Source organism: Mongoliibacter ruber (assembly GCF_003003005.1).
Classification (GTDB): Bacteria; Bacteroidota; Bacteroidia; order Cytophagales; family Cyclobacteriaceae; genus Mongoliibacter; species Mongoliibacter ruber.
Genome location: NZ_PVTR01000013.1, coordinates 73,853 through 91,201, shown reverse-complemented (window position 1 = coordinate 91,201; position 17,349 = coordinate 73,853). Strand labels below are relative to the sequence as shown.

The 17,349-nt window shown below is 41.1% G+C and carries 12 protein-coding genes; 6 read left to right on the top strand and 6 right to left on the bottom strand.

Annotated elements, in window-relative coordinates; translation table 11 throughout:
* Window positions 1-32: 32 nt before the first annotated feature.
* From tilS to CLW00_RS18255, 5 genes are all read left to right on the top strand, one after another.
* Window positions 33-1,349, top strand: coding sequence for a tRNA lysidine(34) synthetase TilS (gene tilS, locus CLW00_RS18285; RefSeq protein WP_106135149.1), 1,317 nt, complete (start codon window positions 33-35; stop codon window positions 1,347-1,349).
* Window positions 1,350-1,352: 3 nt separating this feature from the next.
* Window positions 1,353-1,889 (top strand): Crp/Fnr family transcriptional regulator, encoded by a 537-nt coding sequence (locus CLW00_RS18280; RefSeq protein WP_106135148.1) that lies wholly within the window; start codon window positions 1,353-1,355, stop codon window positions 1,887-1,889.
* Window positions 1,890-2,038: 149 nt separating this feature from the next.
* Window positions 2,039-2,977, top strand: coding sequence for a malate dehydrogenase (gene mdh / locus CLW00_RS18275; protein ID WP_106135147.1), 939 nt, complete (start codon window positions 2,039-2,041; stop codon window positions 2,975-2,977).
* A 98-nt stretch (window positions 2,978-3,075) separates the two neighbouring features.
* The gene (locus tag CLW00_RS18270; protein ID WP_106135146.1) at window positions 3,076-5,805 is read left to right on the top strand and encodes a hypothetical protein; all 2,730 of its coding nucleotides are present in this window, start codon (window positions 3,076-3,078) and stop codon (window positions 5,803-5,805) included.
* A 981-nt stretch (window positions 5,806-6,786) separates the two neighbouring features.
* On the top strand, window positions 6,787-7,026 hold the full coding sequence (locus CLW00_RS18255) for a hypothetical protein (protein ID WP_106135143.1): 240 nt from the start codon (window positions 6,787-6,789) through the stop codon (window positions 7,024-7,026).
* A 29-nt stretch (window positions 7,027-7,055) separates the two neighbouring features.
* Here the strand turns inward: CLW00_RS18255 and CLW00_RS18250 are convergent, their stop codons facing one another.
* The 4 genes from CLW00_RS18250 to CLW00_RS18235 are packed head-to-tail and all read right to left on the bottom strand — an operon-like array spanning window position 7,056 to window position 13,267.
* Window positions 7,056-8,669: a hypothetical protein gene (locus tag CLW00_RS18250; RefSeq protein ID WP_106135142.1), complete on the bottom strand. Its 1,614-nt coding sequence runs from the start codon at window positions 8,667-8,669 to the stop codon at window positions 7,056-7,058.
* Between the two features lies 1 nt (window position 8,670).
* Entirely contained in the window at window positions 8,671-9,828 is a 1,158-nt protein-coding gene (locus CLW00_RS18245) for a DUF4249 domain-containing protein (protein WP_106135141.1), read from the bottom strand.
* Window positions 9,825-12,566: a TonB-dependent receptor plug domain-containing protein gene (locus CLW00_RS18240; RefSeq protein WP_106135140.1), complete on the bottom strand. Its 2,742-nt coding sequence runs from the start codon at window positions 12,564-12,566 to the stop codon at window positions 9,825-9,827. Before CLW00_RS18240 ends, CLW00_RS18245 begins: the two co-directional genes overlap by 4 nt.
* A complete protein-coding gene (locus CLW00_RS18235; RefSeq protein ID WP_106135139.1) occupies window positions 12,563-13,267 on the bottom strand; it encodes a hypothetical protein in 705 nt (234 codons plus the stop codon). Before CLW00_RS18235 ends, CLW00_RS18240 begins: the two co-directional genes overlap by 4 nt.
* A 190-nt stretch (window positions 13,268-13,457) precedes the next feature.
* On the opposite strand from CLW00_RS18235, the gene CLW00_RS18230 reads away from it, so the two are divergent.
* Window positions 13,458-14,381 carry a sugar phosphate isomerase/epimerase family protein gene (locus tag CLW00_RS18230; protein WP_106135138.1) on the top strand — a complete coding sequence of 308 codons (924 nt, stop codon included), beginning with the start codon at window positions 13,458-13,460 and terminating at the stop codon, window positions 14,379-14,381.
* A gap of 1 nt (window position 14,382) precedes the next feature.
* On the opposite strand, the gene CLW00_RS18225 is transcribed toward CLW00_RS18230, so the two are convergent.
* Window positions 14,383-15,810 (bottom strand): SLC13 family permease, encoded by a 1,428-nt coding sequence (locus CLW00_RS18225; RefSeq protein WP_106135137.1) that lies wholly within the window; start codon window positions 15,808-15,810, stop codon window positions 14,383-14,385.
* 491 nt (window positions 15,811-16,301) lie between these two features.
* Window positions 16,302-17,336, bottom strand: coding sequence for an ABC transporter ATP-binding protein (locus CLW00_RS18220; protein WP_106135136.1), 1,035 nt, complete (start codon window positions 17,334-17,336; stop codon window positions 16,302-16,304).
* Window positions 17,337-17,349 lie beyond the last annotated feature (13 nt).

Genomic DNA, 17,349 nt, shown 5'->3' with positions numbered 1-17,349 from the left:
TCAAAATTAATCAAAAATGATATTTTTGAATTATGGTAGAGCAATTTATCCAACATATACGGGTAAAAAATCTTTTGGATGAAAATAAGAGCTATTTATTAGCCATCAGTGGAGGACTCGATAGTGTCTGTTTGGGCCATTTGCTCAGAGAGACAGGAATTGATTTTGAAATGGCCCATGTCAATTTCGGGCTTAGAGGCGATGAAAGTGATGGAGATGAGGCTTTTGTGAATGAGCTGAGTAAGCAATGGGGAAAAAAGCTTCATATTAAAAAGATAGTACCGGAGGAATTTGATCAACGTGGTCAATCCACTCAAATGACAGCTAGAAAGTTGAGGTACGATTGGTTTGAAGAATTGTGTAAGGAACGAGGATTAAATGGGGTTTTGGTTGCGCATCATTTTTCAGATCAGATTGAAACGGTTTTACTCAATTTGCTGAGGGGAACAGGCATTGAAGGTGTTTATGGTATGGCAGATAAAAAAGCGGGTCTTATTCGTCCACTATTGCCCTTTGAACGTTCACAATTGGAGGCCTATTTACTCAAAAATGGGCATTCTTGGAGGCATGACAGTAGTAATGACAAATCTGTGTATAAGAGAAACTTCATTAGAAATGAAGTTTTCCCCTTACTGGAGTCTTCCTTTCCTCAAGCATTGACTAGTTTGGATGACAGTTTCAAACGGCTAAGAGATACCGGAAAAGCTTTTTTTCATTTGTATGATATATGGAAAGCTGATAATATCAAAATTGAGGGAGATAGTCAATATTTGCCTATCCGAATATTGAATAATCTCCCCGGGAAATCTTCTTTGCTGTATTATTGGTTGAGGGATTATGGATTTAACATTGCCGATGTGGAAGACCTGATTGATGCATGCGTGTCAGGTGAGGTAGGCAAGGTGTTCCATTCTGAGAATTATTTTCTTAACCTTGATAGGGATTACCTGATTTTATCCAGTAATGATTTTGAATGGGAAGAACAATGGATTTCTGTACATGACATTTCATTGCGGTTCAAATTTGGGAAGTATGATCTTTTACATTTGCAAGGAGAGGTTTCACTGGATAAAGACTCTTCCAATGCGATGCTGGATAAAGACAAACTCAGTTTTCCCCTCAGGTTGAGAAAGTGGGAACTCGGAGACAAGTTTGTGCCACTCGGTATGCAAAAGGAGAAAAAGATATCTGATTTTTTGATAGATTTGAAAGTACCTTTAGTTGAGAAGAAAAAAATTGCGGTTCTTTTATCGGGAGAAGAAATTGTGTGGGTTGTAGGTCATAGGATTTCGGAGCATTTCAAATACAGCAAGGAAAGTAAAAACATATTATACATCAAAAAAAGATAAGTCATGATCAATCCTTTTTCACGAACCTTCAATGCCACAGAGCTGGAGACTTTCCAGTTTCTGGCGCAGACTTTTCTTTTTGCAAGGTTAAAAAACGCAGAGATGTCACGTTTTCTTCCGGCATTGCATACAAGGAAGTATAAAAGGGATGAGGTTGTGTTTTTTAGCGGAGACCCTAGTCAGGCCTTGTATATAGTTAAATCCGGGAAAATCCGTTTGACAATAGATGTCAAAGATACCTTTGAAACCATCAATGAAGTGCGGAAAAGTGAGATTTTTGGAGAAAACGCTCTTTTGGAAAATGTCAAAAGGATATACACTTCCATAGTAGCTTCAGAAGAGGCTGAGTTGTATGTGATACCCCATTTTGCCATTCAGGAGGTGTTTGACAGCCATTCCAAAATCAAGGCCAAGATGATGACTTCCTTAGCGGAATTTTACAATCAGAATAATTTCAGGCTTTTCAAGTCTTACAGGAGTTCCTTTGGTTTTTTTAATCTTCAAGAAATGTTTGACCGGACTACCAATGATGAGCGCTGACCATATAGCTTCCGTATATACCATTTAGCAAATCAACTTTCGTAAAGGATAAGGAATCAGGTCGATTCCTTTATAAAATTGTCTTTGTTTAATAACTTAGCGGGACTTTTGAATAAATAAATTAAAAACGAAAAATAAATCATACGTTCATGACTAAAGTAACCGTAGTAGGCGCAGGAAATGTTGGCGCTACTTGTGCAGATGTACTTGCATACAGAGAAATTGCCGAGGAAATTGTTTTAATTGACATCAAAGAAGGTGTTGCTGAAGGTAAAGCTTTGGATATCTGGCAAAAGGCTCCTATCAACCAATATGACAGTAGGACAGTAGGTAGCACCAATGACTACAGCAAAACAGCCAATTCAGATGTAGTTGTCATCACATCAGGCCTGCCAAGAAAGCCGGGAATGACCAGAGATGACCTTATCGAAACCAATGCAGGTATCGTGAAGTCTGTGACAGAAAATGTCATCAAACATTCTCCTGATGCCATCATCATTGTGGTGTCCAATCCACTTGACGTGATGACTTACCAAGCGCACATCACTTCAAAATTACCAAGAACCAAAGTGATGGGTATGGCGGGTATTTTGGATACTGCCAGGTACAGGGCTTTTATTGCTGAGGAGTTGAATATTTCTCCAAAAGAAATTCAGGCTATCCTTATGGGTGGACATGGTGATACAATGGTACCACTTCCAAGGTACACTACTGTAGCAGGTATTCCTGTGACAGAATTGATCTCTGCTGAGAAGTTGGACGCTATTATCGAGAGAACCAAGTTTGGTGGAGGTGAATTGGTGAAACTGATGGGAACTTCTGCTTGGTATGCGCCAGGATCTGCAGCTGCTCAAATGGTAGAATCCATCTTGAAAAATCAAAAAAGAGTATTCCCTGTATGTATCAAATTGGACGGTGAATATGATATCGATGATTGTTACTTAGGTGTACCGGTGATTTTAGGAAAAAATGGTATCGAAAAAGTATTGGAGCTAGACCTCAATGCTGACGAAAAAGAGCTTTTGGAAGTTTCCAGAGGACATGTAAAAGAAGTGATGAGCGTGTTGGATAAACTTTCCAACAAGTAATTGCAACCGGAAACAAATAAAATCCCGGCCTAAGGTCGGGATTTTTTGCTTTTTTTATTTTTTTACATCTGATTTAACATAACAAGTTTGCAAGGTCTGTGAGAGTAATAAGGGTTCTGTTGATTATATTCATCCTAGCTGGAGTAGCGGGTGGAGGATTTTACATTTATCAAAAATATTATCAGTTTTCCAACAAATCCGCTTTGGAGTTGATAGCACCAGATGCTGTTTTTGTATTTGAAACTGAGCAGCCGGTATTTGCTTGGAATCAATTGATGTCTCAGCCTTTTTGGGACAGGATGTCTGATATGCCTTCATTGCAAAATGCGGCAAACCAATTACAGCTGTTAGATAGTTTGTTTGGTCAAGAAGGTGAGATGGAAAAGGCACTCAGGGGCAATCAGTTCGTCTTATCCATGCATCCTATCGGGAAGGAAGAGTTTGATTTTTTATATGCCATCGCATTGGGATCAGGAACTGACTTCGAATTTCTGGAAAATCTCGAAAGTAAAATTCCACCACTTTCCCAAATCAATACCCGAAACTACAGTAATGTAACCATCAAGGAATTTCAAAGCCTTGACTTAGAAAGAAATCTGAGCTATACACTGATAAACAATGTGCTCATCATCAGCTATACTTCATTTTTGGTAGAAGAGGCTATCAGGTATTCTCAAAATAGCGGAATAGATAATTTCAAATCCAGGTATAAGGAATTGTTTGATGCTCAACCAAAAACAAAGGGATTGGGTATTGTTAGAGTTTCAAGTCAGGGGTTTGCCAGGTTGGCAGAAGGCATTTCCAGAGATCAGGATTTGGATATGATCAAAAGTTTTGGAAGAAGTAATGTAGCTGCAAATCTTGAGTTGAAATTTTCTGACGAAAAAATCATTTTGGATGGTTTGGCAGTTTTTGTGGATGGGAAAGAAGTGGATTTTTCTCATAAAACAGGGGTTCAAGGAAGAGGAGTAAACCAATTCGTGAGTAATAGGACGTCGGTTTATTTTAACTATAACCTGAAAAGCCCCAGGCAATTGAAGGGTATTCAGGATGTAGGGTTCCAATTCAAAAGCACACTGAAAGGAGATGTTGATAAAAACCTGATCCAAAGGGGTTTTTTGGAAGACCTAACCGGAGAATTAGGGTATATGCTTTTTGAATTATCAGGTACAGAGCAGCAGGATAGAATTCTCTTGATCAATACAGAATCTCCGGAGCAACAAATTAAGTTACTGAAGGAATTCAACAGCGGTTTGGATAAAATGGATATATCGCTGGTGCCTGTAGACTATTACAGAGATCAGGAGATTTTTGTGGTCGTAGCTGAGGAGTTTCCTGCCCACCTGTTTGAAGGGAAATTTGTAGGTTTTCCTGACACTTATATTACTGCTTTGGATGACTATCTGATCTTTGCCAATAGCAGCAAGGCAATGAAAATCTATTTAGATGATTACTTCAATGACAATACATGGGGGAAATCCGTATCCTTCAAAAATATGTTGGAAAGCATTTCCCCTAACGTGGGATTTAATTTTACCATAAATATCCCGAAATTTTACAGCTCCCTTGTAGAGGTAAGCTCTCCTAACTGGAAAGCATTTTTCCAAAAATATGCACCTCAACTGACATCTATAGATCTGATGACGATGCAGGTCAGGCAACAAGACAAAGGGAGTCAGGTAAACCTTGAGTTCGGGTACAACCCACAACCAATCAAAGCAATTGCTGATGTAGTTTTGAGTGAAAATAGGTCAGTACAATTTGAAAACATGTTGGTCTATGGGCCTAGAAGTATTCAGAATTTTGTAGATAGAAGTACCGAGTTTGTAGTGCAGGACACCGAAAATGTGCTCCACCTGTTGAGTTCAGACGGTGAACCTGTTTTTTCCCTTGAATTAGATAGCAAAATAGTTTCTCAGATTTATCAGGTGGATTACTTCCGAAATGGTAAGCTTCAAATGCTATTTGCGACTTCCGAGCAGGTTTATATTGTTGACAGGCTTGGGAGTTTGGTACAGGGCTTCCCTGTAAAACCCACAGAAGGTGACCTGATCACCCATCTCAACTTGGTAGATTACAATAACGATAGGGATTACAGGTATTTCTTAGGTACTGAATCAGGTAATTTATTCCTTTTGGATAGAGTGGGTAAAGGACTGGATGGTTGGAATCCTTTGAAAATAAATGCTCCTTTGGCTACTAAGCCCGCGCACCATAGAATTGCTGGTGTTGGGGATAGGATGCTTGGTTTGGCTACAAACGGAGAATTGTATTTCTTCAGTAGGAGAGGAGAAGCCGAACTGGGATCGCCAATTAGACTTGGGAATGCAGTTGATTCTGATTACATCCTAGTTGAAAGAGGTAGCGCAAGAGATACCCGAGTGGTAACCATTACTTCCGATGGTGAAATTGTGCACACCAATCTACGAGGCGAAGTGGCATTCAGAAATCAGCTCGAAAGACCTGATAGGGAAAGCAAATTCAATTTGGTCAAGGATCAAAAAGATGACAGGTATCTTTTTACAGTCCATGAATTCAATAAAGTAACTGCCCTCAATCCTGATGGTAAGGAGCTATTTGTTGTAGATATTTTCTCCGAAAATTTAACTTTCCAGCTCTTCTCTTTCGGTGCGGATAGGAATATTTTCGTGGTTGTGGACAGAGATCAAGAATTTATATTTCTCTATAACCTCAAGGGTGAATTGCTCAATTCCAGACCACTCGGTGGGACAGGGACCATTGATTTGCGTCATGTAGCTTCGCAAAATGAGTATGTGATTTATGTTAGGGAAGGGAATAGGTTTAAGGAGTATAAGCTGCCATTGTAGAAGTCTGGGAGGAAAGGAGGAAGAAGTTTAGAAACAAGAGACAAGAATTAAAATGGGTTGATATTGACCTTTGGGGTTTCCAAAACCCCGAAGGTCTTTCAATTAAAGAGGCCTTTTATTGTTTCTGCTATTCCCAACACAAAAACCTTCGAGGTCAGAAAAAGACCTCAAAGGTTGGCAGTCCCTGACCTTTGGGGATTTCAAAACCCTGAAGGTCTGGAGAGATGGATAAAAAAGGTGATGTGAGAGGTTAGATACAAGAATCAATACAATGAAAAACAGAGGTCTAACAAGTGACCCTCGTAAATCTTTCTTCACAAATCATATATTTCCAGACTTGTTCTTGAATAAAGCGATTTTAGCCAAGCCCCGCAGGGGTGACCGATATAATAGCCTAGGGTTTTAACCCTAGGATTTTGAAATGTTTATGTTTTTTGTTTTTGGCAGAATGATGGTCAATAGAGAAGAAAGCTTTCCGCCAAAAACAGGGATGAGAGGTAAAGGATAAAGAGCCGAGAAGCGAAAATTTAGAGACAAGAAACAAGAATTAAAATGGGTTGATATTGACCTTTGGGGTTTCAAAAACCCTGAAGGTCTTTTAATTAAAGAGGCCTTTTATTGTTTCTGCTATTCCCAACAGAAAAACCTTCGAGTTCAGAAAAAGACCTCAAAGGTTGGCAGTCCCTGACCTTTGGGGTTTCCAAAACTCTGAAGGTGATTCAATTAAAGAGGCCTTTTATTGTTTTTGCTATCCCCAACAGAAAAACCTTCGAGGTCAGAAAAAGACCTCAAAGGTTGGCAGTCCCTGACCTTTGGGGATTCCAAAACCCCGAAGGTCTTTCAATTAAATAGGCCTTTTATTGTTTTTGCTATCCCCAACAGAAAAACCTTCGAGGTCAGAAAAAGACCTCAAAGGTTGGCAGTCCCTGACCTTTGGGGATTCCAAAACCCTGAAGGTCTTTCAATTAAATAGGCCTTTTATTGTTTTTGCTATCCCCAACAGAAAAACCTTCGAGGTCAGAAAAAGACCTCAAAGGTTGGCAGTCCCTGACCTTTGGGGTTTCCAAAGCCCCGAAGGTCTTTCAATTAAATAGGCCTTTTATTGTTTTTGCTATTACCAACAGAAAAACCTTCGAGGTCAGAAAAAGACCTCAAAGGTTGGCAGTCCCTGACCTTTGGGGATTTCAAAACCCTGAAGGTCTGGATGGAGGAAAAGGGTGATGAAGAATCATTTACGATTTACCAGACAATCAATCTCCAACTGAAAACTCCCCAATTTGCAATTGCCAATCACCTTTTTCATTTATGAAAGATTGCTTCATCTCATATTTTCCTGATGTATGAGACGTGTAGAAGAGACTTTCGGCTGCTTTATGAAAATCCGTGTCCCAATATAAAGTGGTCCTGAAATCAGGAATATTGGGTGAAACAGGTTGCTGGACCAAGTGTGGAGACATATATTTCTTGCCAGCCTGAATGGTCCAATAGTTCAGGTAAAGAGAGTTTTCAGGTAGGTCAAAACCTCCAAAATCATTTTCAAAGGAAATAAAGCTGACCACTCCGGCAAATCGGTCTTTGTTTAAAAAAAACTCCCGCGATAAGACTTCCAACTTTTCAATTTTTTGGGGGTCGAATTTCCCCAATCGATCAACGTCAAACACAGGCATGGCATCAATCAAAACCAAAGGATTCTCCTCAAATACCGCCGCCAGAGGTTTGTCCTGTACTTTTAGTATCATTTTTCTTTGTTGACGCCTTACCAAAACTTCAGGGACGTATTCTTTGAGGGTAACTTCTATATTTTCAAATCTAGTGTAATCGTCCAATTTATAGATTTTGTCTGCCACAAAACCCGTTGCAATTGGCATAAACTCATTTTTTTCTTCCTCAAAAAAATAACTACCTGTCCTACCTGCAAGAATAACCTGTTGCAAAAATGCTTTGTCTTTTTCCTCCAAAACCAAAGGAGGGAAGTTGAATTCATTCTTGAAACTCAGATTGGCAAAAGGAGATTGTGGAGAAAAGTCCAATTGCTTGTCTTGGTTAGATGATTGGGCAATCAGGAAGTCATATTCTTTCAATGCCCCCAATTCAAAAAACAGATCACCACCTAGGGAAGGTTTTGAGGAATTCAAAACCGATTGTTTGCCATGTGAGGATAGAAAATATGTTTCTGTAGTATCAATATCAGTATCCATCGTACGTGCATATACAATATGCCCAAAGGGTTCTGGTATTAATCTTTTTGGAGCATTGGTGTTCTGATAGATTTCGCTGTGGAAATATCCTCTTGACGTTTCTGTTAGGTATGGGTTTTTGAGTGAAATGGAAAGTGTAGTTTTGGGCGCTTGTGGAAGTAGGTTTTGTTGGATTTCAAACGAACTGTTTGTCCCAATAGGTTGAAGGTTGAATTGAGGAGTTTTACTTGAAGAAGAGGGGAAAGAAAAAGGCTTTGCTGAGGCCGATTCTACTGAAGGTGGAGCTTCAGGATTGATAATAGTGATGAATTGGTTGTAAACGCCCAAGTCACCCAAGTATGGGCTGATTCTCGTGTAAACCCTGAATAAGTAATGGTCAGATTGGAGATTTGTCGGAATGTCTAGGTAATTTTCACTCTGTCCATCTTCCAAAGGGAAAATAACCTGCAAAACAGGTTGGTAGGTGCGGTCAATCAATTCCACGTATGCGATTTTTGAATCGGAGTATTGTGAATTGGCTCTTATGAAGACCTTGAAGTGTATTGATTCACCTGTAGCCGCTATGTCTTTGGAGAGGTGTGCATAGACAGCTTCTTGAGGCAATGATTGCGCCTCAACGCTGAGTGCCAGAAGTAAGAAGAAGCATGCAAATATTAATTTTTTCATATCAATCCTCCCAAAAATCAGGTCTTACATTCGATCCTCTAAGGGTGCAATCCACACATGCACGACTACCGCTCCTATAACCAATCAAAAAGAAATCTTGAAACACTTCACGTGCAGGGATCTCAAGTCCTGAGCGGAAGCGGCTGCTGGCAAGATTTACAGCTATGGTGTCTTGACTCAGGTTGCAAAATTCATACTCAGGGATCTCTACTCTCCAAGGAAAAACATCCGTTCCGTCGATATAGATTCGTTTTCTTGCCGAGCGTCCCATGCTGATATGGCCAATCACATTTTCTTCACTGTTGCCTTCGATAGAATGGATATTACCTCCGATCAATGAAGGCAATGGACTGAAGATTCCACCTATGTCATCAGAATTTTTTCTCAAAATCTCCCAAAAATCAAAGGCATCTTGGTCAATTGCCCTTTGAATGACTTCAATGCTGTAGCGACGTTGCAACTTTTCTGAAAGGGGTGGTATCCTGACCAATTCCCTTTCTACGATAAGGTTGCCCTCAAATCTCGCTGAGTTTTGCAAAACTATCCTAGGTTGTCTTGTAGCATCCCAACACCTGTCCACTCTTTCTTCCTCTGTTCTTGCCCTCACGCCGCCATCTTCATAAATCAAAAACGAGGATACCCCCGGAAAAAAAATCCAATCCTCATTGAAGCTCCAGAGGAAATACTTTGCATCAGTATCACCTTGGGTACTGACAAAAATTTCTACGCCACCATCATCCCGAAGCCAACCCAATTCCTCTATTTCGGGTGTGATCACCGGAGTCAGTAGCTCAGATTGATACATTTGTCCATTTGGGAGTAATATATTGAGGTAATAATTTTGGTTTGCTTCAAAGTTGCCTGTGAATGAATAATGCCCATTTAGATCTTCTGCCTCATCAAAGTCCCAAAAAGAGTTACCTGATTCTGGACTGACATAAACCCTGGCTCCTGTGACCATTCGGACATTGGAAGTGTCCCTGACTGTAGAGGTCCGGCTCAGGATGATTTCTGAATCACCGTCGATTTCAATGTAGCCTTCTACGACCAAAAGGGCCAAGTCTTGACTCACTATTTCAGGTTCAAATGGATCTCTACACCCCAAGACAATCAATAGGGAAAAAAGGCAGTAGCGGTATAGGATGTTATTTACCCTCATATTCTGAAATTGTAAGTAATGAAAGGAATAGGTTGGGCGAAAATAGAAAGCTGAAAACCTTCCAAAACGCCATTGACAGGAGTGAAATAAACAGAATACGGATTTCTTCTCCCCAAAAGATTATACACACCTACGGACCATGAACTATGTGCCAATTTTCTGACTTTATGGTTACCTTCTAAGTTTACAGAAAGGTCAATCCTGAAGTAGTCTGGTATGCGGTAAGCATTCCGATCAGAGAAATACACCCGCTCATTGCCTCCATAATTGAATTGAGCGGTAGGTAATGTTATGGGGCGACCTGTGCTATAATTGGCATTGATGGAGGTGCTGAAGCGCTTGCTCCATTCATAGTTGCCCACAAGTACAGCATTATGAGGCTGATCAAAATTGCTAGGGTACCAATTGCCTCCGTTGATTTTTTCGGCCAATTCATCATCCGCAGTTCTCAGCAAAGACCTGGAATAGGTATAACTCACCCAGCCATTGAGTTTTCCTGTGTTTTTTTTCAATAAAAACTCAGCTCCATAGGCCCTTCCATCTGTACGAAGTACATCCTGTTCCACTGCATTGTTCAAAATCAAAGTGGCACCAGAGCGAAAATCAATCAGATTTCTGAGATTTCTATGGTAGGCTTCTACAGAAAATTCATACTTATCGATCTTTAAATTTCTGTAGTAACCAATTGACAATTGATCTCCCCATTGAGGATTGATGTTGGGATCGCTCAATTTCCAGATATCGGTAGGGGCTATAGCAGCATTGTTGGTGATCAGGTGGATAAACTGTCGTCCTGTGTTGTACCCTGCTTTTATGGAAGAAATATTGTCCAGTATATATCTGGCTGACAACCGGAATTCTGGACCATGGTAAGTATTGATGATACTGCCTCCGTCAAAATTCCTTTCTGCAATCAAGTTTGGAGCAGAAATGGGAAGCCCATCTTGATATTCCCTGATTGTATTTGGGCCAAGGTAATTGTAGATAGCCCATCGCAAGCCATAATTGACAGTCAAGCGGTCATCTATTTCAAAATTATCTCCGATGAAAAAAGAAGTTTCTAAAGCCTGTTCCTGATTGACGGCCTCTTCCATGACGATGGAAGATTCACCTGAGGGAGATAATCGCCCTGGCTGCAGCCTGTAGCGGATGCTATGAACCCCGAAATTGAGTTTGTGCTGATCGCTGTATTCGTAATTGAAGTTGATTTTGGCAAAATCCTGCTGGATATTGTACCCAAAGTCATAGGCATTGCTTGGGTTGTCCCGCCCTTCTATGTCAAAACTGTACATATCTCTTCCCACTACCAGTTCTGCTTCTGTTTTCTCATTGAGGTAATGAGTCCATGACAAGTTGATATTTCTGTTTTCATAGAGAAAAGTAGTGTCCCTATCAAATCGGAAGTTATCCCTGCTGGTATAGGTATTCAGCCGGATGATATTTTTTTCATTCAATTGATGAGAGATATTGAAATTGAAGTCATAAAATGAGGCCCTGGCATCATTGAAGTCTGTATTTTCTTCCAAGAGATCCAAAATCCAATCGGAGTAGGTCGTCCTTCCCCCAATCATAAATGTGGTATTCTCACCGATAGGGCCTTCTACGGTCAATCGGCTGGTCATCAAGCCTATGCCGCCCGCGACTTGGATTTTGTCCGGATTCCCATATTTTGAGTTGACTTCAAGCACAGAAGATAACCTTCCGCCATATTGTACGGGAATTCCAGCTTTGTATAATTCGACTGATTCCACCATGTCCGGATTGAAGGCTGAAAAGAGACCGAATAGGTGAGAAGGGTTGTAAATGGTGGCATGATTCATCAAAATCAGGTTTTGATCGGCAGCACCTCCGCGCACATTGAAGCCTACAGAGGCTTCTCCAACAGTCTGCACTCCAGGTAAGGTCAAGATGCTGCGGATGACATCCACTTCTCCCAATACTGCAGGGAGCTTGCGCATGGATTGGATATTGAGTGATTGAACGCCCATTTCAGGTCGGGCGATATTTGTCATTTTCTCAGAACTGATCGTGACTTCATCCAAAGAAATGATGTTCTCTTCTATCGAAATGTCCAGAAGCCCATCACCTTGGAGACTGATTTGCCTTTGTTCTATAAAGCCTCCCAGATTTTGGATGAAAAGCGTATGTCGCCCTACAGGAAGGGTAATAGCATACTCACCCTCTTCATTGGCAATGGCACGGGTGTAGTTTATCCTTTCAAAAATCACCGCCCCAAAAACAGGGTCTCCAGTGTCCAAACCTGTTATTTTCCCTCTTAAAACGGCTTCTTTTTTGGTGCTTGGACTTCCTATTACATACAGTTTATTTCTGGAAAACTCCCTAGCAATATCTTTTTGCCTACCTAGGCCATCATCCCCATCGCCTTCTTGGGCAAAAGTGAAAAAGTCAGGACGTAACGACACGCTCAACGCTTGGTTTTTACTAACAAAAACCCTTTTCTCTTGATCTATACTGAACTTGAGCTCAGTGCCTTCGAAAATGGCCTGAAGCATTTGTGGCAAAGTATTGTCAGAAGCACTGATGTTGACTTGGATATCAGCGATGTCTTTCTCTAGAAAGTAAAAGTGGTAATCACTCTGTGACTCAATAAGTCGAGCAAACCTTGGGAAGGTAATCCCGGGATACATGGCATTGAACCTCTGGGCTTCATCCTGTGCAAATAAGTTTTGCCCAAGGAGGAAAAGAAAAATAATCATCAAAAGACTCCGCATCCTCATGGTTGTTTGCCATTATAGTGATCAACCAATTTACTTAAGTAGCGCTCTCTTTCATTTCTGAAGCTAATCCTTTGACCTTTAAAGACCTCTCGAAATGCCTTTTTGTCTAAGTTTAAAAATTCTCTGGCTTGTTTTTTTGTTCTGATCAATTGAAGTTCGGTGTCCTTTTTCAAAAAGTAATCCCTCTTTTCATAGAAGACATCCGAAAATTTACTCACATCTCTTTTGTCCTTGGTTTGCTTGTAATGTTTGGCCAAAAGGCTTACCTCTCCTTTTTTAACAAGTTCATAAATGCCGTTTTTGTGAAAATTGTAGCCTGGGTTTTCAGGTATCCTGATAAACCTTTTTGGTTGGTCTTCACCAATGGCAAAGCTTTGAACTTTGTCCGCCCGTACCAGGATTTTCTTTTTGTGTACAGGTTGAAAAGTCAGGATTTCATCATTCCAAATGTCATAGAGTAGGGGAACCTCCCTGTATACAAGGCCATTTATTTCGATTTCTCCATTTTCAAAATTTCTACTTTCAAAGTAGGGGTGACCTTCTATGTTTTTGGAAGGATCTACATAATAGCCTCCTGTGACAATGTCTTGGTCAAGTATTATATTTTCCCTGTATGCGGGTTGATAGGAAAAATCTCCTTGGGCCCAGCCAAAGGAAATGAAAGAAGTAAGACAAGAAGCAATAAAAAATGCGGTTTTCATGGGATAGGTTACAATAGGCAGTTTGAGGCAATCAATTTAACAAAATATTTAGGTGATGATAATTTTGAGCTTCATATTTATATAAGTGGTTGATAATAATGGATTGAATGCGGTAATTTAGTTTTTCCACTTTTCTCTTTTGGGAAAAGCTAAAAATCAATTTTCAATACACCTATTTACCTAAAATATAATGACCTCAAGACGAAATGCTCTCAAAGCCTTGGGTTTCAGCACAGGAGCCGTGATGGGTTCTGCCTTGTTGAGCTCACATTCAGCCAAACTGCCAGAAACACAATTTTCTTTTTGCCTCAATACAAGCACCATTATGGGGCAGAACCCTGGGCTGAAAGGATACATAGATATTGCCTCTCGGGCCGGATATTCCGGTGTGGAGCTTTGGGTGAGGGATATTCAGGAATATATAAAGGCGGGAAATTCAGTTGGCAGTCTCAAAAAACTTTTGGATGACGCTGGTCTTAAATGCGAAAATGCCATTGGATTTGCTCCCTGGATGGTGGATGATGAAGAAAAAAGAAAAGGGGGATTTCGTCAAATGGAAGAAGAGATGCAATTGTTGGCAGGTATTGGATGTACCCGGGTAGCTGCTCCTGCTTTTGGCGTAGATGCACCACTAGATCTGATGCAAGCGGGTGAAAGGTACCGTGATTTGTTGGATTTGGGCAGAAAAACAGGAGTGATGCCCCAATTAGAATTCTGGGGTGCTTTTCCATATTTTCATCATTTGGGACAAGTTCTGATGGTAGCGGCAGTGGCCAATGATCCCGATGCCAAGATTTTACCTGATGTTTACCATCTTTTTCGTGGAGGTTCAGGATATGAAGGACTAAAAATGCTCAACGGTGACCTGATTGATATTTTTCACATGAATGATTTTGTGTCATCCATTCCAAGAGAGAAGCAGGAGGACAAGGATAGGGTTTATCCAGGTGATGGTGCTGCTCCAATGAAAGAAATCATCCAAACCCTGAAAAACATGGGAGGGAAGAAAGTCTTGTCACTGGAACTTTTCAATAAAGACTATTGGGAAAAAGATGCTTTGGAGGTTGCCAAAACAGGTTTGGAGAAAATGAAGACAGCAGTCGGTGCAGTGTGATTTAAGCTCCAAAAATCAAGACGTAAATCATTACTGTTGCAAATGCCAATAAAGGGCCAACGAAAATCATCAGGATTCCACCTGGCCTGAAGTTTTTCTGTTCAATCATGCCTGTACTAAAAGAAATGGCGTTGGAAGGTGTAGACACCGGCAGGAGCAGGGCACAACTGCAACTCAAGGCGACCAGTAATGGCACAGCAAAGCCCCAGATTCCCGGTAAGGCCAAGCCCAGCGGGACTAAAATGGAGGAGGCTGCTGTATTGCTCATGATATTGGAAATTAAAACGCCAATGATGGCAAAGACAATAGCCACGCCGACCATTGGTATCGGTAAAGCGGAAATTTTCTCCATGATGATATCGGTCAATCCTACATCCACCATTGCAATCCCCAAAGCCAATCCACCTGCCACTAGCATCAAGGTATCCCATGGGAGTCTTCTGACATCTTCTGCTTTTATTACTTGAAACAAGGTCAATAAGACAATCGGGATGGCCGAAGTGGCGGCGATGGGTATCCCATGCAGCGGTTCGGTTAGCCACATCGAAACGGTTACTGTCAAAGTGAATAATACTGCGTAAGTTTCAAAGCTGTTTTTGGCTGAAGGTTTGTTCATCATTTCAGTCAGGTCGAGTTTGACGGTCGACAGTTTGAGGCTTTTGACCAAGAATCTCCAGAAAATATAAACACTTGCCATTGCCGTTGGCAAACCAAAAATCATCCACTCTACAAAGGTGATATTGACGCCTTTTTCCTGTAAGGCACCCACCGCTATGGCATTCGGAGTACTGCCGATGATGGTTCCCATACCACCTAGAGTGGCCGCTGCGGGGATACCTACCAATAAGGCTTTTGCATAAGGCGAGCCTTTCCCCATTGTCCTTGCCAGAGGCAAAATGGATGAAATCATCATGGCTGTAGTTGCTGTATTGGACATGACCATTGAGCCAATCGCTGTGGTGATCATCAAGCCTAGTAAGAGTCGGTTTGGGTTAGATCCAAATTTTTTGATGGTAAAGCGGAACAAAGCCCTGTCCAAGTTGGCCACACTCATGCCCTCAGCTAGAAAAAAACCTCCCAGCAAAAGCCAGATTACATTGCTGGTCCAGGTGCCGAGGTACATCTCGACAGGAGTTTTGTGTTCTTCACCGAGGATAAATTCCGTCCCAAAGCCCAACAATAATCCGGCGATGATAAATATCCCTACCGCGAATGGAGGGATGGCTTCAGTGACCCAAAGGCCGACAGCCAAGATGCTGAGGAAGAATACATAATTGATGTCTTCGGCATAACCTAGGTTATTGAAAAAAGAGGATATAAAGAATGCGAGGACAAAGTTTCCGATAAAAGTGGAACTGGCCCATATCCAACCGAATTTAAGTTTTTTGAAAAGTCGGAATGCGGCACGCCGTGAATCATTATAAGCCATGGTTAAAAAAAGAAGTCGTTAGTGCGTTGGTAAAAATAGGTAAAATGATGGTGGCTTGAAAAGGAGTGAGGGAAATTATAGGTAGAATGTTTGTTTTTTTTGCCACGAGGGCACGAAGACACCAAGGGTTTGTTTATTTGCCACGAGGGCACGAAGACACCAAGGGTTTGTTTATTTGCCACGAAGGCACAAAGACACCAAGGGTTTGTTTATTTGCCACGAAGGCACGAAGACACAAAGGGTTTGTTTATTTGCCATGAAGGCACGAAGATACCAAGGGTTTGTTTATTTGCCACGAAGGCACGAAGGCACAAAGGGTTTGTTTATTTGCCACGAAGGCACGAAGGCACCAAGGGTTTGTTTATTTGCCACGAAGGCACGAAGGCACCAAGGGTTTGTTTATTTGCCATGAAGGCACGAAGGCACAAAGGGTTTGTTTATTTGCCACGAGGGCACGATTGATTTGCTCTTTTTCTTAGTGCCTTTGGGTCTTAGTGCCTATTTTCTTCTAATGAAACCTTATGATCTTGAATCAAATGCTGGATCAATTCGCCTATGGTAGAAAAATAAAAAATATTCTTTTCTTCTTTCAATAGAATTTGAAATGGTTCAGACTTGATTTCTATTTCAAGGTTGGATTTCGAAAAGTCTTGTCCGGTTTTTTTTAAGGCATTTTGCACCCATTTCACGGCTATAGGATCCCCTTTAATTTCTGGAAACACCATTACCTTGGATTCTTGTACTTTTCCGTTTTGGGCATCAAAAACCAAATGTCCTTCAGGTAGCAAGCGGTTTAATTTACCTTGCAAAATCAAGTCTTCTGGGGTGCCGCTTTCCAAAGGGAATCCACATTGCATCAACCAAAAGGTGTCTGCTGTATCAATTGCAATATCAAGGTCATGGGTGACCACTAAGACGGCTTTTTGTTCTTTGAGGGCAATTTCTTTCAAGAGGTGCATGATTTCATAGCGGTTGACCAAGTCAAGGTGGGCAGTAGGTTCATCCAAAATCAAGATCTCCCCATCCTGACACAAGGCACGGGCGATCATGACCTTCTGTAATTGTCCGTCACTGAGTTCACTTAACCTCTTGCTTCTGATATAGTCAGTTTTGGTCAGTTCTATGGCCCTCTCCATGATCGCTTCATCCCTATTACTGAGATTTCCTAGCCAAGCAGTATGAGGGATCCTACCCAAACTGATCAACTGTTCGGCCGTCAGGTTTCCCGTACTCACTTTATCGGTAAGTACCACGGAAATCTTTTTGGACAACTCCTTTAAAGGCACATTGATGATGGGTATGCCATTCAAAATGATTTCTCCCTTCAAAACAGGAGTTTGCCTCATGATGGTCTTGATAAGGGTAGATTTACCCACCCCATTTGGCCCCATCAGACAAGTAAGTTTACCCCTTTCCAATCGAAAAGAAAGCCCATCAGCCACAGCAAGAATGTTGTTGTCTTTGGAATAGCCTATGCTAAGGTTATCGGCTGAGAGGGTAATCTGTTTTGATGTGAAATCATTCATAAATCAAAATTAG